Source organism: Cellulomonas jepli, from assembly GCF_047229345.1.
GTDB lineage: Bacteria > Actinomycetota > Actinomycetes > Actinomycetales > Cellulomonadaceae > Cellulomonas_A.
In genome coordinates this window covers 24,124-50,014 of the sequence record NZ_JBFTER010000026.1, presented here as the reverse complement: position 1 = coordinate 50,014, position 25,891 = coordinate 24,124, and the positions used below count along the sequence as shown (strand labels likewise).

Genomic DNA, 25,891 nt, shown 5'->3' with positions numbered 1-25,891 from the left:
CCGCCGCGCCCTGACGGTCCTCGCGGACCTCGCGCCGGACGCGCTCGAGCTCGGGGAGGTCTTCCGCGCCGCCGGCCTGCTCGCGGTGCTCGCCCCGCTGGTCGGCGTGACGCCCGCCCCCGCGGCGGCCGCACCCGCGACCGACGAGCTGCCCGTCGCCGTGGGCGTCACGGCGGTCACCCCGCAGGTGCTCGCGCCCGACGAGGACCTGCGCGTGACCGTGACGGTCCGCAACGACGGCGACACCGAGCTCGCGAACCCGAGCGCGGTCCTGCGCCTGAGCCGCACCCGGCCCGGGACGAGCGCCGAGCTCGACGCCTGGGTCGACGCCGACGCCCGGGCGAGCGCCGGCAGCGCGGTCGGGCGGCCCGTCCCGCTCGGCGCACCGCTCGCCCCCGGGGCGTCCGCCGACGTCGAGTTCGAGGTGCCCGCCGCGTCGGTCGGCCTGCTCGACACCCCGGACGCGTGGGGCCCCCGCGGCCTCGCCGTCGAGCTGCTCGACGGGCGCCGCCGCATGGGGATCGAGCGCACGTTCCTGCTGTGGCTGCCCGACTCCGAGGACCTCCCGCAGACCCGGCTCAGCGTGCTCGTGCCCGTCGTCGCGTCCGCGCCCGGTGCCGGCCCGGCGTCGGCGACGAACGCCGAGGTGCCCGTGCCGACGGCGACCGAGGGCGCACCGGAGGAGGTCGCCCCGGGCACCGGGGGCACCGAGGGCACCGAGGGCACCGAGGGCACCGAGGGCACCGAGGGCACCGAGGGCACCGAGGAGCTTGCGACCGAGGAGCCGGCCCCCGAGGAGCCGACCGACGAGGCCGCCCCCGACGAGCCCCGGCAGCCCGAGGACGCGGCGCTCGAGGCCCAGACCGGGCCCGAGGGCCGGCTGCGCGCGCTGCTGACCGCGAGCGGCGCCAGCACGGGACTGTCGTGGGCGCTCGACCCGGCGCTCGTCGAGCGCGCGGCCACCGCCGGCCCGCAGTCCACCGAGTGGCTCGACGAGCTCCGCGCGGCCGCCGAGGGCCGCGACCTGCTCGCGCTGCCGTGGGCCGACCCCGACCTCGCGGCGCTCGCGCACGCCGACCGTCCCGACCTGCTCACCGCGGCGCTCGAGTCGTCGGCCGACGCCCGTCCCCTGGTCGGGGGGCCGGCCACGCCCGTGCAGTGGGCCGCCGACGACGTCCCGGACCTGCGCAGCGCCGCGCTCGTCGCCGGCACCGACGTGCCGTCGCTCGTCGTCGGTCCCGGTGCCCTCACGCCCGAGCGCACGACGTCGACGACGCCCGGCGCAGTGACCACGGTGCGGACCGACGCCGGGACCGTGACGGCGCTCGTGCCCGACCCCACGCTGAGCGCGCTGCTGAGCGACCCCGGCCGGCTCCAGCCCGGCGCGACCGCGGCGACGCTCGCGCAGCGGCTGCTCGCCGAGACCGCCGTCGTCGCGCACGAGGACCGCGAGACCACGCCGCACCTCCTCGCGACCGTCCCCCGCGACTGGTCCCCCGACCCCACGCTCATGACGGCCTCGCTCGACGCGCTCGACGCCGCGCCCTGGGTCCGCCTCACCCCCGCGAGCGCGCTCCTCGACGCCGCACCCGACACGACCGACCGCGAGCCGCTCCCCGACGTCAGCCGCGCCGCCGGCGAGCTCTCGGCCGCGACGGTCAACGCGCTCGCCGACGCCCGGAACGCGGCCGTCGCGTTCGCCGCGGTGCTGGAGAACCCCGAGGAGCACCTCGCCGGGCTCGACCACGAGGTGCTCCGGCCGCTGTCGGTCGCGTGGCGCGCCGACGACGAGGGTCGCCGTGACGTCGTCCGGACCGCGCTCGCCGACGCGACCGCCCGGCGCTCGGGACTCAGCGTCGTGCTGAGCGAACGGTTCACGATCATCTCCAGCACGAGCCAGATCCGGCTCGCGCTGCGCAGCACGCTCGACCAGCCGGCGACGGTCCGGGTCGAGATGCGCCCGCGCAAGGCGTGCCTCGAGGTCGGGGAAGCGCCGATGGCGACGGTCCAGCCCGGCGCCGAGCAGACCGTCGTGGTCGAGGTCAGCGCCAACGCGAACTGCGACGTGCTCGTCGACGTGTTCGCGCTCGCGCCCGACGGCACCTCGGTCGCGACGGCCGGCCGCTTCAGCGCGCACGTGTCCCCCACCATCGAGAACGTGGGCACGGCCGTCGTGGGCGCGTTCCTGGCGCTCGCGCTGCTGCTCGGCATCGTGAAGACCGTGCGCCGCGGCCAGACGGCCCGGCGCGGAGCCCGGCTCGCGGCGCAGGCCGTGCCCGGCGACGAGAGCGAGACGACCCCGCTATGACCGCCGCCCCCACCAAGTCGCCCGGCCTCGGCCGCTCGACGGCGCTCATGGCGTCCGGCACCGCCGCGTCGCGCGTGCTGGGCCTCGTGCGCACCAGTGCGCTCGTCGCGACGATCGGCATGCTCGGCTCCGCGGCCAACGCGTTCGGCGCCGCCAACAAGCTGCCGAGCATCCTCTACCTGCTCATCGCGGGCGGGGCGCTCAACGCGGTGCTCGTCCCCGAGGTCGTGCGCGCGTACCGCCGGGCCGACGGCCACGTCTACGTCGACAAGCTCCTCACGCTCGGCATCGTCGGGCTCGCGGGGCTCACGCTCGTGCTCACGGCCGCCGTCCCGCTCCTGACGTCCCTCTACGCCGACTTCCCCGACCCCGAGGTGCAGCGCCTCACGGTCCTGCTCGCGTACTGGTGCGTGCCCCAGGTGTTCTTCTACGGGTTGTACGCGCTGCTCGGGCAGGTCCTCAACGCGCGCGGCAGCTTCGGGCCGTTCATGTGGGCGCCGGTCGTCAACAACGTCGTCGCGATCGCCGGTCTCGGCGTGTTCGTGGCCCTGTGGGGCACGCGGGTGCCGCCGAAGGGCCAGGCGGGCGACGTCTCGTGGTGGGGTCCCGAGCAGATCGCGGTGCTCGCGGGGACGGCGACGCTCGGGGTCGTCGCGCAGGCGCTCGTGCTCGTCGTCCCGCTCTACCGCAGCGGCTTCCGCTACCGGCCGCGCTGGGGACTGCGCGGGTCCGGGCTGGGGACGGCCGGGCGCGTGGCGCTGTGGACGTTCCTCGGGCTCGTCGTCGGGCAGATCGGCGTGCTCGTCGTCTCGCGCGTCACGACCGCCGCGGGCACCGGGGACACCGCGGGCAACGTCGTCTACGACAACGCGTTCCTCCTCTTCATGCTGCCGCACTCGCTCGTCACGGTGTCGCTCATGACGGCGCTGTTCACGCGGCTGTCGGCCAAGGCCGCTGCGGACGACCAGGGCGCGGTGCGCGACGACCTGAGCCTCGGCCTGCGCACCGTCGGGCTGTTCACCGTGCTCGCGACGACCGGCATCGCGGTCCTCGCGTACCCGATCGTGCGCGCGATCTTCCCGGGGACCACGAACGGAGCGTCGGACCTCGCGACGGTCGTCGTCACGATGGTCGCCGGGCTCGTCGCGTTCGGTGCCTGGTCGATGTGCCAGCGCGTGTACTACGCCTACCAGGACGCGCGGTCGATGATCCCGATCCAGGTCGCGATGATGCTCGTCGTCGTCGCCGGCACCCTCCTCGGCAGGGCCGTGCTCGGCCGTGAGCTGTGGGTGGCCGCGGCGGGCGTCTCCATGACGGTCTCGTACGTGCTCGGCGCGGTCGTCGCTCTCGTCGCTCTCCGCCGGCGCCTCGGCGGGCTCGACGGGCGGCGCGTGCTCGTCACGCACGCGAAGGCCGTCGCGGCCGCGCTCCTCGCCGCCGGTGCCGGGGCGCTCGTCGTCCGCCTGCTCGGGCCCGTCGGGTCCGCCCTCGAGGCGCTCGTCACGTGCGCCGTGGGCGGCGCCGTCATCGTCGGGGTCTACGTCGCGGTGCTCGTCGCGCTGCGGGCGCGCGAGCTCCAGACTCTCGCCGGTCCGCTGCTCCGTCGCATACGCCGCACCCGCGCCTGACGCCCCGACTAGCATGGGGGTCCGGCAGTCGCCGGATGAACCGTCGCCGGGAGGACTCGCGTGGAGGACGTCGTCGGACGTGGCACCGTGCTGGCCGGACGCTACCGCGTCCTGCAGCTCGTGAGCTCGGACCTGCCGGGGGCGAGCTCGTGGCAGGCGACCGACCAGATCCTCGACCGCCCGGTACGCGTGCGCGTGCTCGAGCAGGGCAACGTCGCGCAGGCGCTCGACGCCGCCCGGCGCGCCGCGCTCGTGTCGGACCCGCGCCTCGTGCGCGTGCTCGACGTCGGCACCCACCACGGCTCGATCAGCTACGTCGTCACCGAGCAGGTCACGGGCCCCTCGCTGGCCGACCTGCTCGCACGCGGCCCCCTGTCCGCGGACCAGGCCCGGGCCGTCGTCGGTGAGGCCGCCGCCGCGCTCGAGGTCGCCCGCCGGCGCGGCGTCCACCACCTCGCGCTGCGCCCCACCGTGCTGCACGTGACGCCCGAGGACCGCGTGCTGCTCACCGGCCTCGCGCTCGACGGCGCGCTGCTCGGCCAGGGCCTCGGCGACGCGCGCAGCACCACGCGCGCCGACACCGTCGGCCTCGTCCGCCTCCTGTACGCCGCCCTCACCGGCCGCTGGCCCACGCTCGACGGCGAGCTCGTGCCGTCCGACACCCTGCCGGCCGCACCCGTGCGCGACGGGCAGCTCGTCCCGCCCGCCGACCTCGTCCGCGGCATCCCCGCCGACCTCGACACGCTGTGCGCCGTGACGCTCGGCCCGCACGAGGACGGCCCGCACAGCCCCGCCGAGCTCGTGCGCGAGCTCGAGCCGTGGGGCGAGATCCGCACGACCGGCCTCAGCGAGGTCATGGCGGCCGCCGCGACCGCCCCGCACGAGGAGCAGCTCACCCCCGCTGCACCGCCCGAGACCCGCCCGGTGCAGGTCCAGCGCCAGTCCGTCCGCTCCGCGTTCGACGAGCAGGCCCCCGCCGGGACGGGCCGCCCCGGTACGCCGCCCCCGGCGCACCCCCGTGGTGGTCCGGCGTTCGCCCAGTCGGCCCCGGCGGCGACGCGCCCGATGCTGCCGACGCCTCCGCCGCCCACCGCCGTCGCCGAGACCGCGGTGGCGGCCGGTCCGCCGACGACCGTCGGTCCGCCGCCGCCGGTGCAGCGGCAGCCCGCCACCCCGGCCCGCCAGGCCGGACCGCCGGCGCGCACCTCGGCGCGCCCGCAGCAGGGCCCCTACGACCAGTCGCCGCCGTCCTTCGCGGCCGGCTACGGCGGGCACGACGACGAGCCCGACGTGTTCGACATCTCCGGGGACGAGGACGTCGACGTCGCGGAGCGCCGCTTCGACCCGACCAAGATCGTGCTGCTCGTCGTCGCGATCGTCGTAATCGTCGGCGTCGTCATCGCGTTCAACGCGCTCTTCCGCCCGGTCGACGGGACCGACGCCGGCACCTCGCCGGGTGCCACCGAGACCGCCGCCGCACCGCCTGCCGAGGGCGAGCAGCCCGCCGAGGAGCCCGCGGAGGAGGAGCCCGCCGAGCCCGCACCGCCCGCCGGCGCCGCACCGACGATCGCCGGCGCGACCAGCGTCGACCCGTCCGACAGCGACGGCGAGCACGAGGAGGCGGTCGCCCTCGCGTTCGACGGCGACCCGGCCTCGTTCTGGTACACCCAGACCTACAACCGTCCCGAGTTCGGCGGTCTCAAGCCCGGTGTCGGCTACGTGATCACGCTCGCCGGGCCCTCGACCGTCTCGGGCATCACGATCAAGACGAACCAGAGCGGCGGCAACGTCGAGGTCCGGGCGACCGACGCGGCGAACCCCGGCGGCGGCACGGTCCTCGCCGCCGGCCCGTTGGCGCCCGACACCGTGTTCACGTTCCCCGAGCCCGCCGAGACCGGCTCGATCGTGCTCTGGTTCACGTCGCTGCCGCAGGCCGCCGACGGCAAGTACCGCGTCGAGGTCACCGAGCTCGCGCTGTCGTGACCCTGTTCCGGCCCGGCGTCCTGCTGCGCCGGGCCAGGGTCGGGGCGCTGCGCTCGACGCGGGACCGACCGCGCCCTGGCGGGTGTCCACGCCGCAGAGGGGCGTCGGTCGTCCGGGAACAGATCCGCCCTAGGATCGGTTCACCGAGCACCATCCCCGACCCGAGGAATCTCACGTGACCGAGCAGTCTGCCCCGCGCGACCTGATCATCGTCGGCTCCGGCCCCGCCGGATACACCGCCGCGATCTACGCGGCCCGCGCCGGCCTGGCCCCGCTCGTCATCGCCGGCTCCGTGACCGCCGGCGGGGCGCTCATGAACACCACCGAGGTCGAGAACTTCCCCGGCTTCCCCGACGGCATCCAGGGCCCCGAGCTCATGGAGAACCTGCAGAAGCAGGCCGAGAAGTTCGGCGCCGAGGTCCTCTGGGACGACGTCGTCTCCGTCGAGCTCCGCGGCGCGACCAAGACCGTCGTCACCGGCGGCGGCGAGACGTTCACCGCGCGCGCCGTCGTCCTCGCGACCGGCTCCGCGTACCGCGAGCTGGGGCTCGACGACGAGAAGCGCCTGTCCGGGCGCGGCGTCTCCTGGTGCGCGACCTGCGACGGGTTCTTCTTCCGCGACCAGGAGATCATCGTCGTCGGCGGCGGCGACTCCGCCGTCGAGGAGGCCACCTTCCTCACGCGCTTCGGCAAGCGCGTCACGATGGTGCACCGGCGCGACAAGCTCCGCGCCTCCAAGATCATGGCCGACCGGGCCGCGAACGACCCGAAGATCGACTTCGCGTGGAACAGCGAGGTCGTCGCGATCAACGGCACCGACAAGGTCGCCGGCGTGACCCTGCGCGACACCGTGACCGGCGAGACGCGCGAGCACCCCGCCACCGGCGTGTTCGTCGCGATCGGCCACGTCCCGCGCACCGAGCTGCTGCACGGGCAGGTCGAGCTCGACGAGAACGGCTACATCGTCGTCCAGGGCCGCTCGACCCTCACCAACCTCGAAGGTGTCTTCGCCTGCGGCGACGCCGTCGACCACACCTACCGTCAGGCGATCACCGCCGCCGGCTCCGGCTGCGCGGCTGCGCTCGACGCCCAGCACTACCTGACCGGGCTCGGCGACGTCGGCACCGAGGGCCCCGTCTCCCCCGAGGCCGACATCCTCCAGGAGGCGTGATGACCGACGTCCACGTGACCGACGAGACCTTCCAGGCCGAGGTGCTCGGCGCCGACGTGCCCGTGCTCGTCGACTTCTGGGCGCCCTGGTGCGGGCCCTGCCGCATGGTCGCTCCCGTGCTCGCGGAGCTCGCGGTCGAGTACGACGGCCGGGTCAAGATCGTCAAGATGAACTCCGACGAGAACCCCGTGACCGTCGGGCAGTACGGCATCCTCACCATCCCGACGCTCAACTTCTACGCGGGCGGTGAGCTCGTGCGGTCGCTGTCGGGGGCCCGGCCGAAGCAGCTCATCGCCCAGGAGATCGAGGGCGTGCTCGCCGAGGTGGGCGCGCAGGCGTAACGCCGTCGGTCCCGCCCTGTCGGCGAGGACCTCGACTCAGCCCCCGGGCGCGCAGCGATGCGGGCACGGGGGCTGAGGCGTGCTCGGGGTGGGGCCTACCCGGGCTGCGGCGCTCGGGCTAGGGCGTGCTCGGGCTGCGGCGCGCTCGGGCTGCGACGTGCTCGGGCTTAGTCATGCTCCACGTGAGGCTCACCGGGGCTGACGCTTGCTCAGGACGAGTCGTGCTCGGGCTGAGTCGGCCGGGGTTCAGTCGGCGTTTCCGTGTATCGACTCCGGTTCTCCCGCGAGCGGCTGCCTCGCCGGGCGCAGCGCCGTCTCCTCTGGCCACCGCACCGTCTCCTCCGGGCACCGCGCCGGCACGTCGCCCGACCGCGTGCCAGGTGTTCACGCTGCTCGTCGCCGTCCCGCCCGGCCACGACACGGCCGGGTGAGGTGCGCGGACGCACCGGCTGACCACCGGAGGTGCGTGCGACACTCGGAGGATGAGCCAGGACACTCCCACCGGCGGCACGACGTCGGGCACCTCTCCGACGACCGCCGCAGGGACGCGGCTCGACCCGTGGCTCGGCGCGTACGCCGACCGCACGCACGGCATGCGCGCCTCCGAGATACGCGCGCTCTTCGCTGTGGCGAACCGGCCGGAGGTGGTCTCGCTCGCCGGCGGGATGCCGAACCTCGACGGCCTGCCGCTCGACGTCATCGCCGACGTCGCCCAGCGCGTCGTGGCGACGCGCGGCACGACGGCGCTGCAGTACGGGTCCGGCCAGGGCGACGAGACGCTGCGGGAGCAGATCCTCGAGGTCATGCGCCTCGAGGGGATCCACGCGCACCCGGACGATGTGGTGGTCACGACCGGGTCGCAACAAGCACTCGACCTTGTCACGCGGCTCTTCGTCAATCCCGGTGACGTGGTCGTCGCGGAGGCGCCGAGCTACGTCGGGGCGCTCGGGGTGTTCCGGGCGTACCAGGCCGATGTCGTGCACGTCCCGCTCGACGCCCACGGGCTCGTCCCGGCCGCTCTCGAGGAGACGTTGAGCCGGCTCGCCGTCGAGGGCCGCCGCGTCAAGCTGCTGTACACCGTCCCCAACTTCCACAACCCCGCCGGCGTGACGCTCTCCGCCGAGCGGCGTCCCCAGATCCTCGACATCTGCAGGCGCCACGGCGTTCTCGTGCTCGAGGACAACCCGTACGGCCTGCTCGGCTTCGACGGCGACCCGATCCCCGCCATGCGCTCGCTCGACGAGGACGGCGTCATCTACCTCGGCTCGTTCTCCAAGACCTTCGCACCCGGCTACCGCGTCGGGTGGGCCGTCGCACCGCACGCCGTGCGGGAGAAGCTCGTGCTGGCGTCCGAGTCGGCCATCCTCTGCCCCTCCAACGCCTCGCAGCTGGCGATCAGCGCCTACCTGACGACCTGCGACTGGCGCGGCCAGGTCAAGGCGTTCCGCGAGATGTACCGCGAGCGGCGCGACGCGATGATGGGCGCGCTCGCCGAGCACCTGCCCGACGCGACGTGGACCGTGCCCGACGGCGGGTTCTACACCTGGGTCCGCCTCCCCGACGGGCTCGACGCCAAGGCGATGCTCCCGCGCGCAGTCACCGCCCGGGTGGCGTACGTCCCCGGTACCGCCTTCTACGCCGACGGCCAGGGCAGCGACCACATGCGCCTGTCCTTCTGCTACCCCACGCCGGAGCGCATCCGCGAGGGCGTGCGACGGCTGGCCGGGGTCGTCGCGGGCGAGTCGGAGCTCGTCTCGCTGTTCGGTGCCGGGCTCGGCGCCATCCGGGACGACGTCCAGTCCCCCGGCCCGGACGTGTCCTGAGGGTCTCACCGCGCCACGGACCGTTCTCCTCGCCCTCGCACCATCCACGACCCCGGAGCCTCGACGCACGTGACCGACATGCCCCTCGCCAGCAACCGGCGCATCGTCATCCTCGCTGGAGGGCTGTCCCACGAGCGTGACGTGTCGCTGCGCTCGGGCCGGCGCGTCGCCGAGGCGCTACGGTCCACGGGCGTCGAGGTCACGGTCCACGACGTGGATTCCGACCTCGTTCCTGCGCTGGTCGACGCCCAGCCGGACCTCGTCTGGCCGCTCCTGCACGGTGCGAGCGGCGAGGACGGCTCCGTCCGCGACGTGCTCGCGCTCCTCGGGCTGGCCACGGTCGGCACAGGCCCCCGCGAAAGCCGTGTCGCCTGGAGCAAGCCCATCGCCAAGACCGTCGTCGCTCGCGCCGGGATCAGCACGCCCGACTTTGTGACGCTGCCGCAGAGTCTCTTCCGGGAGCTCGGCGCCTCCCGCGTGCTCGACGCGGTCACCGCACGCCTCGGCCTGCCGCTCGTCGTGAAGCCCTCCCGCGGCGGCTCGGCTCTCGGCGTGAGCCTCGTGACCGACGCTGCGGAGCTCCCCCGTGCGATGGTCCAGTGCTTCGCCTACGGCGACACCGCACTCATCGAGCAGGCGGTCGTCGGGACCGAGCTCGCGGTCAGCGTCGTGGACCTGGGCGATGGCGTCCAAGCGCTGCCTGCGGTCGAGATCGTCACGGACGGCCCGTACGACTACGACGCTCGCTACAACCCGGGGCGCACCGAGTACTTCGCGCCCGCTCGACTGCCTCGCGACATCGCCGAGCGGGCCGGTGCTGTCGCCGTCGCCGCCCACGAGGCGCTCGGGCTCCGCCACCTCTCGCGCACCGACCTGATCGTCGGTCCCGACGGGTCCGTGTCTTTCCTCGAGGTCAACGTCGCCCCCGGGATGACGGAGACCTCGCTCCTCCCTCAGTCGGCGGAGGCTGCGGGGCACGAGCTCGGCGACCTGTACCGGTCGCTGGTCGAGACGGCGCTCCGGGATGCGGTGGCTGAGCGCGACGCGCCGACTGAGCGGGTGCGCAGAATGACGAGCGGGACGCGATAGTTGAGCGTGACGCGATGGCTCAGCGGCACGCGGTGGCTCAGCGAGGTGCGGTCGCTCAGCGAGGTGCGGTGGCTCAGCGAGGTGCGGTCGCTGACCGAGATGCGGTGCCTGAGCTGGACGCGCCAGCGCAGCTGGACGTTGTCGCACGGGACCGGACACCTACATCGGTTTGTCGGCTGACGCGGCCAGGAAGTCATCACATGACTCGTCGGCCGTGGCGGTCCGTTTGAGACCCTATTCCCGACATTCGCCGCGGGGCCTCCGGCCGGTCGTCACCAGGCGCGCAACAACGACTCCCGCCGGTGACGGATCGGCAGTCCTCGACGGACGACGCTATGGGGACGCAGCGGAAGGACACGAGTCGCCGGCTTGCGTCAGCCCGAACCCGCTGGCTTGCAAGACAAGCGGGCGCGCCCGCGACGCACAGCGACCGCAGCCTGCCTCTATCAGGAGCGCCTTTCAGGGCAGGCGTGGGTGACCGATGCGTCACGGGCATGCCAGGCGTCAGATCTCGGGAGTCAGCGCATCGTTCCACGTGAAACGGTGCGGTGCGTCGCGCCGGGTCGCGGAGCGCAGTTCGCCGAGGCACCACCATCGTTCAGCGCGGTGGCCGCCGCGATCGTCAGGCGGCAACGATCGAACCCGGCACCATCGCTGCGGGTGGTGCCGCTGGCACACGCCCACGGTCTGCCTGTCGGCGGTCACGGCTGGGTGCGTCCGCTCCGCGCCGGTGCGTGCTCGCCGATCCGCGCGGCGTGCGTCGAGTCGGGCACCTCCGAGCGCTCGGGCTCCGATCGCTACGGAGCCCCACCTCGTTACCGTGCGTGCGACGCCGTGCGTCAATGCCCCGTGCGTTCAGTGCGTTCCGTGCGTTCCGTGCGTTCAGTGCGTTCAGTGGGTTCCATGCGTTCAGTGCGTTCCGTGCTTCGTGCGTGAGAGCTCCGCGCGGCGGTCGACGGGAGGTGCGCTTCAGGCGTCCCTGAGGTCGCCCAGGCGGTCCACACTCACCGTCCACCGGTGTTCCACGTGAAACCGCTCATGGCTTGAGGAGCCCCGGGTCCTCGGGCGCCAGGCTCTCCAAGATGCGATTCAGGTCCTGAACGGACGCGAACTCGACCGTGAGCCGACCACGGGCCTTGCCCAGATTGATCTTCACGCGCGTCTCGAACCGATCGGACAGCCGGGACGCCAACTCGTCGAGCGCTTCGTTCCGCTCCCCCGCCTTGGGCCGACGCCGCGCAGCAGGTGTCTCGGCATCACCACCGAGGGCGACGATCTCTTCGACCGCACGTACCGACAGCCCCTCGGAGACGATGCGCTGAGCCAGTCGTTCGATCGCGGCTCCGTCGGCGAGCCCCAGAAGAGCGCGTGCGTGTCCAGCGGAGATCACGCCGGCAGCCACCCGTCGCTGCACGAGCGGAGGAAGCCGCAGCAGCCGCAGCGTGTTGGAGATCTGCGGACGCGAGCGATGGATGCGGGTGGCGAGCTCTTCGTGCGTGCAGCCGAAGTCATCCAGCAGCTGCTGATATGCCGCTGCCTCCTCGAGCGGGTTGAGCTGCGAGCGGTGCAGGTTCTCCAGCAGCGCATCCCTGAGGAGGTCGCTGTCCCCGGTCTCCCGGACGATCGCGGGGATGACTGCCATGCCGGCGGCCTGGGTAGCCCTCCACCGGCGCTCGCCCATGATCAGCTCGTACTGGTCACCGGCGACGGGCCGGACCACGACAGGCTGGAGAACACCGACCTCGCGGATCGAGGCGACCAGCTCCTCGAGCGCCTCCTCCTCGAATACCGAGCGGGGCTGTCGTGGGTTAGGGCGAATCGACTCGACGGGGAGCTCGGCGAAGCGTGCTCCCGGTACCGGCACCAGGTCTTCTGTCGGGCCGGTTGGTCGCCGTCCTCCCCTGAAGTTCGCAGGTGCATCCTGGGATGCCTCGTCGGTCCCGTCGACCTCCGTCATCGCGGGCGTGGCGGCAGTCGCGTCGCCCGCAGCGCGGTCGGGAGCCGTCTCCAACTGCGTCGCATCAACGGACAGCTCGCGGTCAGTCGACGCCACCGTCTCGGCAGACGTCGTGGCGGGGGCGATGGGATTCGCGGGCGCTGCTGTTGTTCCACGTGAAACAGGCCGCGTCACGGGATCGGGCGGGAGGTCCGCCTCGGCGGCCCCGTTGCGGTTGTCGGGGAAGAACACGTCGACCGGACGCTGAGCGTCCGACGCCCGCTGGCCGTCCAGCCCGTTGGGGATGAGGGCCCCGAGCCCGCGGCCCAGCCCCCGACGCTTCTCGCTCACTTGTCCTCCTGCTTGTGGGTCGCGTCGCCGTGCGCGCCGGACCGGACCTCGGCGAGCGCGCCGTCGCGCTCTCCGGGAAGTCCGTCCTGGTCGTCCGCCGGGACGTCGGATGTCGGTCGGTCATTGGGGGTGATGTCGCCGCCCGGAGCGGCGACGATGGCGCGCTCGGCCAGTTCGCGTGCCGCCTCGAGGTAAGCCAGCGCGCCGGTAGAGCCCGGGTCGTAGGTCATCACGGTCTGGCCGTAGCTCGGCGCCTCAGAGATACGGACCGACCGCGGAACCGACGTGCGCAAGGTGGTCTCCGGGAAGTGCTCGCGTACCTCCTGGGCCACCTGCTGCGCCAGGTTGGTTCGCGCGTCGTACATGGTGAGCAGGATCGTCGAGACGTGCAGGTCCGGGTTCAGGTGAGCCTGGATGAGCTGGATCGTCTTGAGGAGCTGGCTCAGGCCTTCGAGCGCGTAGTACTCACACTGGATAGGGATCAGCACCTCGCGGCCGACCACGAACGCGTTGACCGTCAGGAGCCCGAGGCTCGGAGGGCAGTCGACGAACACGTAGTCGATCGGCTCGAGTCCGGCCTCGATACGTCCACGGAGGTACGCGTCGAGGGCCGATCGCAGACGCGTCTCGCGCGCCACCATGGACACGAGCTCGATCTCCGCGCCGGACAGGTCGATCGTTGCCGGCAGGCACCAGAGCCGTGGGACATCGGGGCTCTCCTGCACGGCCTCCGCCATGCTGGCCCCCTCGACGAGGACCTCGTAGATCGAGGGCGTCCCGGCGCGGTGCTCGATACCGAGCGCGGTCGAGGCGTTGCCCTGCGGGTCGTTGTCCAGCACGAGCACATTGAGACCAGCCTGCGCGAGAGCCGCAGCCATGTTCACGGTCGTGGTCGTCTTCCCGACGCCGCCCTTCTGGTTCGCCACCGTGATGACGCGCGTCGACGCCGGTCGCGGGAACTTCCGCCCCCGCAGCTGAATACGACGGCGAGCGTCCTCCTGGATCTGCGCCATCAGCGGCGTGTCGTCGCCGACGTCCGGGAGGCTCTGCACGAGCGCATCGCGGTGCAGATCGTCGGTGTCCGCACCCGAGGCATCGAGCACGCGCGCATCGACGAGACCGTCCTCGGGTGCGACGCTCACTGATACGTCGTCGATTCCGTCATGCTGCCCCTGGTCCTGGATCGGGGCGACCGTCATACCGTCGTTCATCTGCTCGCTTGCTTCTGCGCCGTCAGGCGCTTCGTGGAGAGTGCCGTGCACATGATCAGGCATCGACGGCCCGGCGGTATCGACCGGCAACGGTGGCGTGTCGAAGTGCCCCGGTGCCGCCCCGAGGCCCTCTGAATCGCTGGCCTCGGCTGTCGGCTGTACGGCCCTCAGGTCGGCACCTTGCTCTTCGTCGCGTGGCGAGTGTGTGCCGTGGAGGTCCCTGCTCGGCGCGTAGTCGGTCGACGCTGGAGCCGTCGATCCCAGCGAAGAGGGATCCTCCATCTGGAGGTTCGCCGGCTGGACGTCCGCCGTCCCGCTCCCGCTGGGCAGGACATCTCGAGCGTGGGTGTAGTCAGTCGGGAGTGTCCGGCTATCCGCCTCGTCCGCCGTTTCACGTGAAACAGCCCTGTCCTCACCCACATCGGCCGTGGACTCGCGCACCGAACTCGCCGCGCCGATCGAATGCTCGAGGACGGCCTTTCGCGACGTGTCGTCGGCATCGACGACGAGAGCAGGATCGGTGTTGCCACCGGGAGTCTCGGGAGGTAGAACCCGCGCCGCGGTCGCCTCGACCTCGCTCTGCCTAGGCGCGGACGACGTCCCGGTCTCCTGCCACTGCAGGTCGGTGTGGGAGCGCGGGGCGCCTCCTGACGCCTCAGTCGGACTGGGATCCTGCGGCTCCACGGATGGCCACACGGTCGTCGACACCGGTTCCGCCACGTCTGTCGCCTCGTGGGAAGCCGCTGACTCGTGTGTCGAGTGGTCACCGCGCGCTAGCTGTGGCGACGAAGAAGGCGTGCCCCCCGCTGTGGCTGCCGTGCCCGCCGGGGCGCCTGCTGGCGTGGACGATGTGGCCGGCACCCACGAGTCGATGTCGGGACTGGCCGGCACTGCGATGGGGTCCTGGCGCCGCTTCTTCCTACCGAACACCGCGAACAGCCTCCCGAACGACGCGAACCACTGTGGTCTCATCGACACCATCAATCGTGTGAGCCGCATGGATGGATGCCTGCCCGGCGCCCAGACGCTTGCCGACCTTGCCTGCTGCCTGCACCTCGTCGGCTGCTCGACCGCCCTTCAGTGCTACAAGCACTCCCCCACTGGTCAGGAGGGGAAGCGCCCATCGATAGAGCCGGTCAAGCGGGGCGACCGCACGCGCGGTGACCGCGTCGGCCGTGAGACTTCCGTGGACATCCTCTGCACGTGCACGAGTGACGGTCGCGTTCGTCAAGCCCAGCTCGTTCACGACCTCGAGGAGCCAGCTGCATCGCCGCTCCATCGGCTCGAGCAGCACCACCTGTGCCTCCGGGCGCATGGCCGCAACGACGACGCCCGGGAGGCCGGCCCCGGACCCGAGATCCACGATGACACCGGTCTGCGGCAGGAACGGGACGACCGCTGCCGAGTTCAACAAGTGTCGTTCCCACAGGCGGCCGACCTCCCGCGGGCCGACGAGGCCGCGAAGGACGCCCTCGTCCACGAGCATCCGGCGAAAGCTCTCGACAGCCGCCCAGGAGTCGCCGAAGTACGTCGGCAGCCGCGGGTCTCCTTCGAGCGGGTCCGGCAGCATGATCGCGTCGTCCGTTTCAGCCCCGTTCATGCACCTCGCCCCGTTCCTGAAGGAGCCATGAAGGCCCTCTTGATCGAGGCCGCCGCCTCGTCACCACACTGGTGCGCGGCCCACCGTACCGTCTGCTCGTTCGCATCCACGTGTGCCGCCCCGTGGCTTGTGCACATCAACTCGTCCACACCCACCCCAGGCCGGCAGGGCGCCACCGGGCATCGCACAGCCGTCTCCCTGCAACCACTCCGCGCCCTCGCGCCTCCCTCCACGGCCAAAACCGCCGCGGCCACCCCCCGTCGCACAGCGGCGGCCGGGCGTCGCGGACAGTCCGATCGGTGCTGGCCACTTACGGGCTTGCACGACCGCAGAGGAGCGCCTGCGGAGGACTGGCGAGCCATGAGCAGAATGTCTCGTCCAAGCCTCCTGCGTCGCGTTCGGCAGCCGTCTGCGAGCACGATCGCGACACCTCGGCGCCCCGGACAGTGCGTCGATGTCGTGAGGAGCTCGTCCGAGCTTCACCGTTCCACGTGAAACAAGCAGAGCGGCCGCCATGACTGCTCCGAGATCGCTCTCCAGGCGGAACACCGCGGGGGGTCCGCCCGCACGCGGATGTGCTAGAGGTGGGATGCCGAGGCCATCAGCAAAGGTGGCGGCGGCCGAGCGCGTGTCGCGATCGCACCCTTCCTGACCGTCGCCACCCGTCATCGTGCGTTGCCAAGACGACGAAACAGGCCTCACGATCCGGGCAGGATGGAGGCCTGTTTCACGTGGAACAAGGCAGCCTGAGGGACCATCCGGGCCGCTACGCGCCGCCTGAGAGCCGGCGCGTAGCGGCATGAAGTGCTCACTGAGCTGGGCGGAGGCCCTCGCGCCCCTCCAACGCAAGCAGCACGTGGTGGAAGTCCGGTCGTCTAGGTGGCAGAGCCTCAGTAGGAACGCGCCAAGCTACTAGCTGAGGGAAGCACCGCCTGCGACGGATGGCTGGCGACGAAAGGCTGGGTCTACCAGAGCTCCAGACAGCGTCAGCGCGAACCACCCAGGGCGACGGCGACGTGTTGAGCCAACACTTGGCCGACGCACGTGGCGAAGCATCACCCGACACCATGTTCGCCTGCTCGTTCCCTGACGGTCGTTCCACCTCGTTCCTCAATCGATCGTTTCACGTGGAACCGGGAGGGGCCCCGGTCCGGGACGATCCGCACGGGCGGGTGGGCGCTGCTCCGTACCGTCCCGACCGGCGTACTGCGGGCGCTCCCATGTGCGTGATCGGACACACGATCCGCAGCGTCTCGACGATGCAGCACCCCAATGCGTCATCGCAGTAGCCGGGTTACCGGAGGGCGTCCAGCGCACGAGGTCCCCCGGCTCGATGGTCGCCGCGTCTAGCGCGCGACCGGCGAAGACCCTCGAGGCCCCGAAATGCACGAGAACGCCCGACCTCCACGGCAGTGCCGCCGTACGCCGAAGCCGTTGGGCAGGGACGCAAGGCGTCGTCGCCGAAGGTGGTGAGGAACCGCATCGCTCGGAGCCGCAACCGGAGGCGGCGATGCGTGAGGCCGTAGTCGAATGTGGAGCAGAGCAGCATGACGAAGCCGCACGCGAGCGCGGTGCCGAGCCGGCCGGGTGCGGCCCCCATCAAGCGTCAGACAGCCGAGCAACGGGCGGTCGAGACCACCGCGCTGCGTGAGCGCCTCCCACACCCGCCCGCCGCGGACCGCGCTATGAACGTAACGGGAATGCCCCACGGTGGCCGTGCCGTTGGCGGTGGCCGTGGCAGTAATAGCAGTGGCAGTGGCAGTGGCCATAACCGCAGGCAGTGCCCATAACCGCAGGCAGTGCCCGTAGCCGCGGCGGTGCCCGTAGCCGTGGCAGTCGCAGTGGCAGTGGTAAGTGCAGTAGCCGTGGCTGTGCCCGTGACCATGACGGTGGCAGTAGCCGTAGCCGTACCAGTGCAGTAGCGGTGGCGGTCTGGTGGCAGGGGCGATGGCGATGGCGATGCGGTTGGCAAGCGGGATGTCGTGCACGGCCTCCGCCAAGTTCGACGTCGACTCCCCATCACGAATCCTGCCGTCGAACGTCCTCCTCTACGGCCCGCGGCGCTCGGGACAGCGTTCGAGTGTCGAACCCGCATCCGAAGGTCGTGGCTGCTGATTCCTCGGGGCGCATCTACACCGCGTGTCGGTGGGTAGCCGATTCCGGCGCGGCAGCCAGCCCGGACCGGAGCCTGGAGGTCAAAATTTGCGACTCTCAACGGTGCCGGTCGCGAGTCCCGCAGCATCGCCAAGCCCGTCTTCTCCCGCAATCCGCCGAGCCGCCGCCTTGATCGCGGACGGCGCCACAGGCCACCTCTTGTTGTCTTCCTCCCGTCTCGTCGGCGTGGTGTCCAGGCGGTCCTATGGATTCGGGGACCGCGGCCGGAGCGGATGTCCTGTTCTCGCCAGAGGCTCGGTCGTGCACGGCAAAGTTGCCACTGACGGGCCGCCGTCGGCCGCGCGGAGACGCGGCAACTCGGACAGATCGGAGAGAGACCGCTCGGCGCCGCTACCCCACGAGCGCGCACGCCCGATCAGCGCCGCCGTCACCGGGGCGCGGCCGGCCCATGCGCGCCGGGGCCGCACTCGGCCGTCACGGACGACTTGGCCGTTCTGTTGAGCCGCAGCGCGCGCGGGGTGGTACGGCCAGCCATGCGCGTCGAGCCGCGTCGAGCCGCGTCTGGCTGTCGCGGAAGACGCGGGTTCCTGTTGTCCTGCAGCGCGTTCGCCGTGCCCGCGAGCTGACGGAGAAGGGCGCTGCCGGGGTACAACACGGCCGACCGCCCCCTGATTCGCAGGACTCAAGCCGCTGCTCCGGACAAGCGAGCCACACCAGCGCTGCCACAGCCGCGGGCCTCAGCGGTGAGCTGCGTCCGCTGGTGGAGCCATGGGATCTGGGGACGGGTGCGCGCGCACGCTCGCACCCCGCTACAACGTGATCGACGGCGCCGGGCCCGAGCGCCGCCCCCCGGCTCGTTCGGCACGACGCTGTTTGAGCCGGTCGCGGGCCGAGCTGACAGTCGCAGCCACTGTCACCGTGGGGGCCTGCTCACCCGCTTTCTTGCTGCACATCCGACCGCGCTCAAGCAAGACGGCACAGGCGGGCTATCCGGGTGGACGCGATTGAGCGACCCCTTTCCGGCTAGGCCCGTGGGGTTTCACGTGGAACGGTGCTCCCCGGCACTGCAACGAGCCGCACTTGCGTCTCGTGCGCCGGAATCCCGCGGCGCACTCGAGATACTCGCGGGTCGTACCGCACGACAACACACGAACAAGACCGTCGGGACGACGCGGGACCCGGCTATGCGTCGTGTCCGCGACGCGGCGGCACGACGGGCGGGCAGGGCACGGTAGGACAAGCATGGCACCACCCGGCACGGCGAGGCATAGCCCGGCACGGCCAGGCACGGCGAGGCACAGCCGAGCGCGGCACAGCTCGGCGCGGCCACACAACTGCGGCGCACTGCGCACAGCGTGCACCGCGCGGGGCAGTGATGCGCCACCATTACGTTGCAGCACGGCGCGACGGAGTCCTCCGCGTCGCCATACGTCCCTGACTTCCGCACCTTCCCGGCGGCTAGGTGTCCGCGCCACAAGCCCAGGCAGTACCAAGTGCGAAGCTCCCGTCACGTTCCACGTGAAACAACCGAAGCGCTCCGCCACCGAGAGTCGGCCCTCTCCCCCTCGCTCACCGGCGCAGGCGCCCGTCTCGCACGGCGCCACAGAAGGCACGGCGACTACTCCAGCCGTCATCGGTTGTACCGAGGTCGACAGCCCCAGCCCTCGCGCCGCAGAGAGATCGGATGGCCGACACGAACGAGCGCAACACGTCCCCGCCGCGTCACCACCCGAACGCCCCGAGGGCGGCCGATCCACGATCGGCCGCCCTCGAGGCACTGCGAGACGCTGTCGAGATCAGGACGCCCTGATCACCACGTGACGCGCCGGCTCCACACCGTCGGAGTCGCTCACGAGCCCGGCAGCGGCGACCGCGTCGTGCACGACCTTGCGCTCGAACGGGTTCATCGGGTCGAGCGCCACGTCGGCGCCGCTCTCCTTGACCCGGGCGATCGCCTCGTCGGCGACCTTGATGAGCTCGGTCCTTCGTGCGGCGCGGTACCCGGCCACGTCGAGCATGAGCCGGCTCCGCTCCCCCGTCTTGGCCTGGACCGCGAGCCGGGTCAGCTCCTGCAGCGCGTCCAGGACCTCACCGTCGTCGCCGGCGAGGCGCTGGAGAGCGCGCTCGGATCCACCCTCGGCGATGATCTCGACGGCCGCTCGACCGTGGTCGACGTCGATGTCGATGTCCCCGTCGAGGTCGGCGATGTCGAGGAGCTCCTCGAGGTAGTCGGCCGCGATCTCGCCCTCCTCCTCGAGGCGCGAGGACGGGACCTCGTCGGGGGCGGGTGGCGTGCTGGGCTGCTCGGTTGCAGGCGTCATCGGTGCTGCTCCTCGGGAGTCGGCTCGGTGCCGGGGTGAGCGTTACTTCTTGGGCTTGGGCTTGGTCGTGCTGACGCGCTTGGCAGGAGGCTCGTCGGGCCCGTCGTCGGGTGTCGAGGGACTCGCCGCCGAGTCGGCCGTCGAGGCGGTGGAGGCAGTGGAGGCCGTTGCCGCACCACCTGTCGTGCCTGCAGGTCGGGGCTTCGCGCGGTCCTTGCGCTTCGGCTGCGTCCGCTGACCGGTGCGCGGCTTCTCGTCGAGCACCGTCGACGGCGTCTCCTCGATCTCCAGCGTCTTCCCCTTGGCAGAAGCCTTGCGGGCGCGCCGCTCCTTGAGGGCGATCTCGGCCTGCGAGCCGGGGGCCGGCATGCGGCGGATCGTGTAGAACTGCTGGCCCATGGACCACAGGTTCGTGGTGGTCCAGTAGATGAGGACACCGATCGGGAAGTTGACGCCCGACACCGCGAAGATGATCGGCATCAAGTAGAGGAGCATCTTCTGCTGCTGCGCCATCGGCCCCTGCAGCGCGGCGGGTGGCATGTTCTTCATCGTGAGCTGGCGCTGCGTGAGGAACGTCGTCGCCGACATCGCGAGGATCAGCAGGACGGTGACGATCTTGACCTGGATGTCGTCGGACCCCAGGAAGGTGCCGGAGAGCGGTGCGCCGAAGATCGTGGCGGACTCGGCCTGACCGGCGAGCTCCGCGGTCAGGGGGCCGATCGAGGGCCTCGGGTTCTCCGCGTTCGGGTACGTGCCGTCGGCGAGCGGACCGAGGGAGTACAGCACCCGGAAGAGCGCGAAGAAGATCGGCGACTGGGCCAGGATCGGCAGGCACGACGCGAACGGGTTGGTCCCGTGCTTGCGGTAGAGCTCCATCGTCTCGCGGCTCATGGCCTCACGGGACGCGGGGTCGGTCTTCCCCTTGTACTTCTTCTGGATGGCCTGCATCTCGGGCGCGAGCAACTGCATCCCGCGGGACGCCTTGATCTGCTTGAAGAAGAGCGGGATCAGCAGGATCCGCATGACGATGACGAGGCCGACGATCGACAGGCCCCACGCAGCACCGGACTCCGGGTCGAGCCCGAGGTTGGTCAGCAGCGAGTGGAACTGGACCATGATCCAGGCCACCGCGACCATGATCGGGTAGAGCAGGCCGTCGAACCACGACATGTGGCAGAGCTCCTTGCTGGGGTCAGTGCGCGGCGTGGGCCGTGCGAGAAGAGCGAGGCCGGTGCTCCGCTGCTGGCGGAACGTCGTCGACACCCCCGGGGTTCCAGGGGTGGCACCGCAGCACGCGTCGGACGGCGAGCCAGGTGCCCCGGAGGGCGCCGTGGCGGGTGAGTGCGATGACGGCGTACTGCGAGCACGACGGGTAGAACCGGCAGGTCGGGGGCGTGAGCGGCGAGATGACCGTCTGGTACACCCACACGAGACCGATCAGCACGAGGCCCGGCAGCCGCGTGAGCAGCCGGAGGGCCTGCGCCGGACGTGAGGTCATGGGATGTCTCTCAGGCGCTGGCGCGCTGTCGGGCCCGCTTGGCGGCGACCTTGAGCGCGATGTCGAGGTCCTCGCCGAGCGACGCGTAGTCGCGCACCGCCGCAGGAGGCAGCGCACGGACGACGACGCCCGCGTCCGCCGGCATGGTCCCGAGCCGCTCACGCACGAGCGCCCGCAACCGCCGCTTGACCCGGTTCCGCGTCACGGCGTTGCCGATGCCCTTGGACACGACGAGACCGACCACCGGACCAGGTCCGGGGTCGGTCTCAGTCACGAGGTGCACGACGAGCGACTCACGTCCGCCGCGCGCACCGCGGCGCACCGCCCGCTCGAACTCGGCGGGACGGCGCATCCGGTGCGCGGCAGGCAGCACCGGAGAGGCGTCAGGCCGAGAGCTCCGTGCGACCCTTGCGCCGACGAGCGGCGAGGATCGCACGGCCGGCGCGCGTGCGCATGCGCAGACGGAAGCCGTGCGTCTTGGCGCGGCGCCGGTTGTTCGGCTGGAAGGTCCGCTTGCTCACGAGGGTCTCCAAGTACTTCGGGGCAGTGATCGCGCGCAGCGCGCACGACCAGGTCAGGGTGCCGAGCTCGACTGCTCCGGTGTCGACACGGGTGACCGTGTCCGGCGTCATGGCGCGCCAGCAGGAGCCATCAGGAAGGGCTGCACAACGTTACGCCGCGCCGGGCACGGGGGTCAAATGACGGCAGCACGAAGCGCCGCACCGAGACTACCCACGACGACGCCGAGCCCGTCAGGGTGAGCGCCGCCACGCCAGGGCGTTCCCGTCCTCACCGGCCGGCGACCCGGCCCACCCGCTCCACCCGCTCCGACCTGCTCCCGGAGGCCCGGCACCCTGCCACCCCCGGGCGCTGTGGCCCGGCGCGACACGCCGGCGACCGGCTTTCTCACCCGCCGCCCCTCCCGGAGCACCGGCGACGGCGGCTAGTATCGTGCGTCGTCGCGACGGTCCGAGGGCGCCCAGGCGCTCCGCCGGATCGCACGTCCACCCGTCGGCAGGCGCAAGGCCCAGGGCAACCGCCGCCACCCGCCGCCCCGCCACGGGGCCATTCGACGCACCGCACACAGGCTGTGGACAAAGGTGTGGATCATCGAGTGACCGTGCGAGACTCACGGCCACGACAACGGGCAGCGAGGGTAGGACGTGTCACCACAGGACGAGCAGCTGACCCGTGTCTGGACCGACGCCGTCGTCGAGCTCGAGCAGAGCCCGGACATCACGCCGCGGCAGCTCGCCTTCGTCAAGCTCGCGAAGCCGCTGGGACTGCTGGACGGCACGATGCTCCTCGCGGTCGGCAACGACCTGACCAAGGAGTACCTCGAGACCCGGGTCCGCACGGAGGTCGTCAGCGCGCTGTCCTCGGCCCTCGGCCGCGAGGCACGCTTCGCGATCACGGTCGACGCCGACCTCGCCCCGATCGACGGCGACGGTCCCCAGCTCCGGCCTCTCCCCGCGCCCGTCGCCGAGCACAGCCCGGTGCGCGGCTCGGACCACGACGAGGACGACGAGCCGGCCCGCGAGCCGTTCCGCCCGTCGTCGCGCAGACCGGTCCCCCCGACGGAGCCGGCTCGGCTGAACCCGAAGTACCTGTTCGAGACCTTCGTCATCGGCTCGTCGAACAGGTTCGCGCACGCCGCGGCGGTCGCGGTCGCCGAGGCCCCCGCGAAGGCCTACAACCCGCTGTTCATCTACGGCGACTCGGGACTGGGCAAGACCCACCTGCTGCACGCGATCGGGCACTACGCGCAGAACCTCTACCCGAGCGTGCGCGTGCGGTACGTGAACTCCGAGGAGTTCACCAACGACTTCATCAACTCGATCCGCGACGACAAGGCCGGCGCGTTCCAGCGCCGCTACCGCGAGGTCGACGTCCTCCTCATCGACGACATCCAGTTCCTGCAGGGCAAGGAACAGACGATGGAGGAGTTCTTCCACACGTTCAATACGCTCCACAACGCCAACAAGCAGGTCGTCATCACGTCCGACCTGCCGCCCAAGCAGCTCAACGGGTTCGAGGACCGCATGCGGTCGCGGTTCGAGTGGGGCCTCATCACGGACGTGCAGCCGCCGGACCTCGAGACGCGTATCGCGATCCTCCGCAAGAAGGCGGGCAGCGAGAAGCTCCAGGCGCCCGACGACGTGCTCGAGTACATCGCGTCGAAGATCTCGACGAACATCCGCGAGCTCGAGGGTGCGCTGATCCGGGTCACGGCGTTCGCGAACCTCAACCGGCAGCAGGTCGACCTGTCGCTCGCGGAGATCGTCCTCAAGGACCTGATCACCGACGACAACACCGCCGAGATCACGGCGACGCAGGTCATCGGGCAGACGGCCGCGTACTTCGGGCTGAGCATCGACGACCTGTGCGGCTCGTCCCGCTCCCGGGTGCTGGTCACGGCCCGGCAGATCGCGATGTACCTGTGCCGTGAGCTGACGGACCTGTCGCTGCCCAAGATCGGGCAGGCGTTCGGCGGCCGCGACCACACGACGGTCATGCACGCGAACCGCAAGATCCGCGAGCTCATGGCGGAGCGCCGCTCGATCTACAACCAGGTCACCGAGCTCACGAACCGGATCAAGCAGCAGAACCGCGGCTGACACCCACGCCGTCATGAAGGGCCGGAGGACACGTGTCCCCGGCCCTTCGTGCTGTGCCGACCCGTCCGTGTCCCCACCCTGTGCACAGCGCGGACGCACGTCGCCACGCGGGGCTCGCGGGGTGTCGGTCGTCGTTTCCACACCCCGTCCACAAGTCTGGGGACAATCTCGACCGGGGTCGGAGCGAGGCATGGGACGAATGTTCACACCTGTGCACACACCTGTGGATGACGGTGGACGACACGCTGCACGCATGTGGACGACACACCCCGTGTCCGTGGACGACGCCGTGACGTTTCTTCCCGTCCACCGGGGCCCGGAGATGTCCACGGGTCCGACCCACACTCCGTGCACAGCCGTACAGACGCCCTGACCTGCGCAAACGACCACTGTCCACAGAGTGCACAGACGCTATGACGATGACGACTCATCTTCAGCGGAGAAATCCACACACCTTCGAAGACCTCTCGGGCCGATCGACCGACCGGGCGTGCTGACCGAGGGCGACGACGGCCGAGGACTCACCCACGACGCCGTCCACAGTCCGGTACCGGCGTCATCGCCACTCGCGTAGTCTTCCGAGCAACCCGTGCTCCCGCACCGCAGCCAGGCGTCCCCTCGCATGTCGTCCCGCGGCGCTGCTCCTCACGAGCGCGGGTTCGCAGCGCCTGCGGCTCGACCGCCGTGGGCCGGCGGGTCACCGGCGTCCGGGGACCCAGGACCGAGAGGGTGGGGCATGAAGTTCCGCGTCGACCGTGACGTTCTCGCCGAAGCAGTCACGTGGACGGCTCGCAGCCTGCCGACCCGCCCCCCGGTCCCCGTGCTCGCGGGCGTGCGCATCGAGGCCGACTCCTCGGGCACGCTCCAGCTCTCGAGCTTCGACTACGAGGTCTCGGCCCGCTCCGAGATCGCCGCCGACGTCAGCGAGCCGGGCACGGTGCTGGTCTCAGGCCGCCTGCTCGCGGAGATCTCCCGGGCCCTGCCGGCGAAGCCCGTGGACGTGGTGCTCGACGGCACGAAGGTCACCGTGACGTGCGGCGCGAGCCGGTTCACGCTCCTGACGATGCCGGTCGAGGACTACCCCGCGCTGCCCGCGATGCCGGCCGTCACGGGCACGGTCGAGGGTGACGCCCTGACCCACGCGGTCGCCCAGGTGACGATCGCCGCGAGCCGCGACGACACGCTCCCGCTGCTCACCGGCGTCCGCATGGAGATCGAGGGCGAGAAGATCACGCTCCTCGCGACCGACCGCTACCGCCTCGCGCTGCGCGAGCTCACGTGGACCCCCGCGTCGCCGGACATCTCCACGGTCGCGCTCGTGCGGGCCCGCACGCTGTCCGACGCCGCGAAGTCGCTCGGCTCGTCGAGCTCGGTGAACGTCGCGCTCGCGACCGGCCAGGGCGTCGACCTGATCGGGTTCGAGGCCGGCGGTCGCCACACGACCTCGCTCCTGGTCGACGGCGACTACCCCGCCGTCCGCCGCCTGTTCCCGGACGAGACGCCCATCCACGCGATCGTGCTGACGCAGACCCTCGCGGACGCCGCCAAGCGCGTCTCGCTCGTCGCGGAGCGCAACACCCCGATCCGGCTGTCGTTCACCGAGGGCCAGGTCGTGCTCGACGCGGGCCAGGGTGACGACGCGCAGGCGTCCGAGGCGCTCGAGGCGACGCTGGTCGGCGAGGACATCTCGGTCGCGTTCAACCCGCAGTTCCTGCTCGACGGGCTGGGCGCGCTCACCACGCCGTTCGTCCGCATGTCGTTCACGCACCCGAACAAGCCGGTCGAGTTCACCGGGCAGGAGTCGCTCGACGGCGACGACCTGCAGGAGTACCGCTACCTGCTCGTGCCGATCCGGTTCGCGAGCTGACCTTCCTGCCACCCCGGGAGCGCACCACCGC

The 25,891-nt window shown here is 71.6% G+C and carries 17 protein-coding genes; 9 read left to right on the top strand and 8 right to left on the bottom strand.

What is annotated here, in order from left to right; genetic code table 11:
• The 7 genes from AB6N24_RS08530 to AB6N24_RS08500 all read left to right on the top strand — a co-directional run.
• Positions 1–2,308, top strand: a 2,308-nt coding sequence (locus AB6N24_RS08530; protein ID WP_412868974.1) for a DUF6049 family protein, incomplete at its 5' end; no start/stop codon positions are given.
• A complete protein-coding gene (gene murJ / locus AB6N24_RS08525) occupies positions 2,305–3,936 on the top strand; it encodes a murein biosynthesis integral membrane protein MurJ (RefSeq protein WP_412868973.1) in 1,632 nt (543 codons plus the stop codon). The genes AB6N24_RS08530 and murJ, both read left to right, overlap by 4 nt.
• An 87-nt stretch (positions 3,937–4,023) precedes the next feature.
• Entirely contained in the window at positions 4,024–5,919 is a 1,896-nt protein-coding gene (locus tag AB6N24_RS08520) for a hypothetical protein (protein ID WP_412868972.1), read from the top strand.
• Between the two features lie 175 nt (positions 5,920–6,094).
• On the top strand, positions 6,095–7,090 hold the full coding sequence (trxB, locus tag AB6N24_RS08515) for a thioredoxin-disulfide reductase (protein WP_412868971.1): 996 nt from the start codon (positions 6,095–6,097) through the stop codon (positions 7,088–7,090).
• Positions 7,090–7,431 (top strand): thioredoxin, encoded by a 342-nt coding sequence (gene trxA / locus AB6N24_RS08510; protein WP_412868970.1) that lies wholly within the window; start codon positions 7,090–7,092, stop codon positions 7,429–7,431. Before trxB ends, trxA begins: the two co-directional genes overlap by 1 nt.
• Positions 7,432–7,913: 482 nt before the next feature.
• Positions 7,914–9,254: an aminotransferase-like domain-containing protein gene (locus tag AB6N24_RS08505; RefSeq protein WP_412868969.1), complete on the top strand. Its 1,341-nt coding sequence runs from the start codon at positions 7,914–7,916 to the stop codon at positions 9,252–9,254.
• 78 nt (positions 9,255–9,332) lie between these two features.
• Positions 9,333–10,343 (top strand): D-alanine--D-alanine ligase family protein, encoded by a 1,011-nt coding sequence (locus AB6N24_RS08500; RefSeq protein WP_412868976.1) that lies wholly within the window; start codon positions 9,333–9,335, stop codon positions 10,341–10,343.
• Between the two features lie 1,036 nt (positions 10,344–11,379).
• On the opposite strand, the gene AB6N24_RS08495 is transcribed toward AB6N24_RS08500, so the two are convergent.
• The 8 genes from AB6N24_RS08495 to rpmH all read right to left on the bottom strand — a co-directional run bounded on the left by AB6N24_RS08495 (position 11,380) and on the right by rpmH (position 21,896).
• Positions 11,380–12,630, bottom strand: a complete 1,251-nt coding sequence (locus tag AB6N24_RS08495) for a ParB/RepB/Spo0J family partition protein (RefSeq protein WP_412868968.1) — start codon at positions 12,628–12,630, stop codon at positions 11,380–11,382.
• Positions 12,627–13,643 (bottom strand): ParA family protein, encoded by a 1,017-nt coding sequence (locus tag AB6N24_RS08490; RefSeq protein WP_412868975.1) that lies wholly within the window; start codon positions 13,641–13,643, stop codon positions 12,627–12,629. The genes AB6N24_RS08495 and AB6N24_RS08490 overlap by 4 nt, the downstream gene beginning before the upstream one ends.
• A gap of 1,117 nt (positions 13,644–14,760) precedes the next feature.
• On the bottom strand, positions 14,761–15,441 hold the full coding sequence (gene rsmG / locus AB6N24_RS08485) for a 16S rRNA (guanine(527)-N(7))-methyltransferase RsmG (protein ID WP_412868967.1): 681 nt from the start codon (positions 15,439–15,441) through the stop codon (positions 14,761–14,763).
• Positions 15,442–19,352: 3,911 nt separating this feature from the next.
• Positions 19,353–19,877: a Jag family protein gene (locus AB6N24_RS08480; protein WP_412868966.1), complete on the bottom strand. Its 525-nt coding sequence runs from the start codon at positions 19,875–19,877 to the stop codon at positions 19,353–19,355.
• Positions 19,878–19,919: 42 nt separating this feature from the next.
• Positions 19,920–21,047, bottom strand: coding sequence for a membrane protein insertase YidC (gene yidC / locus AB6N24_RS08475; protein ID WP_412868965.1), 1,128 nt, complete (start codon positions 21,045–21,047; stop codon positions 19,920–19,922).
• 22 nt (positions 21,048–21,069) lie between these two features.
• Positions 21,070–21,375, bottom strand: a complete 306-nt coding sequence (gene yidD, locus AB6N24_RS08470; protein ID WP_412868964.1) for a membrane protein insertion efficiency factor YidD — start codon at positions 21,373–21,375, stop codon at positions 21,070–21,072.
• Positions 21,376–21,385: 10 nt separating this feature from the next.
• Positions 21,386–21,748: a ribonuclease P protein component gene (rnpA, locus tag AB6N24_RS08465; protein ID WP_412868963.1), complete on the bottom strand. Its 363-nt coding sequence runs from the start codon at positions 21,746–21,748 to the stop codon at positions 21,386–21,388.
• 10 nt (positions 21,749–21,758) lie between these two features.
• The gene (gene rpmH, locus AB6N24_RS08460; protein ID WP_034225701.1) at positions 21,759–21,896 is read right to left on the bottom strand and encodes a 50S ribosomal protein L34; all 138 of its coding nucleotides are present in this window, start codon (positions 21,894–21,896) and stop codon (positions 21,759–21,761) included.
• Positions 21,897–22,538: 642 nt separating this feature from the next.
• Here rpmH and dnaA point away from each other — a divergent pair.
• Positions 22,539–23,993 (top strand): chromosomal replication initiator protein DnaA, encoded by a 1,455-nt coding sequence (gene dnaA, locus AB6N24_RS08455; RefSeq protein WP_412868962.1) that lies wholly within the window; start codon positions 22,539–22,541, stop codon positions 23,991–23,993.
• A 736-nt stretch (positions 23,994–24,729) separates the two neighbouring features.
• Positions 24,730–25,860, top strand: coding sequence for a DNA polymerase III subunit beta (gene dnaN / locus AB6N24_RS08450; RefSeq protein ID WP_412868961.1), 1,131 nt, complete (start codon positions 24,730–24,732; stop codon positions 25,858–25,860).
• Positions 25,861–25,891: the final 31 nt, after the last annotated feature.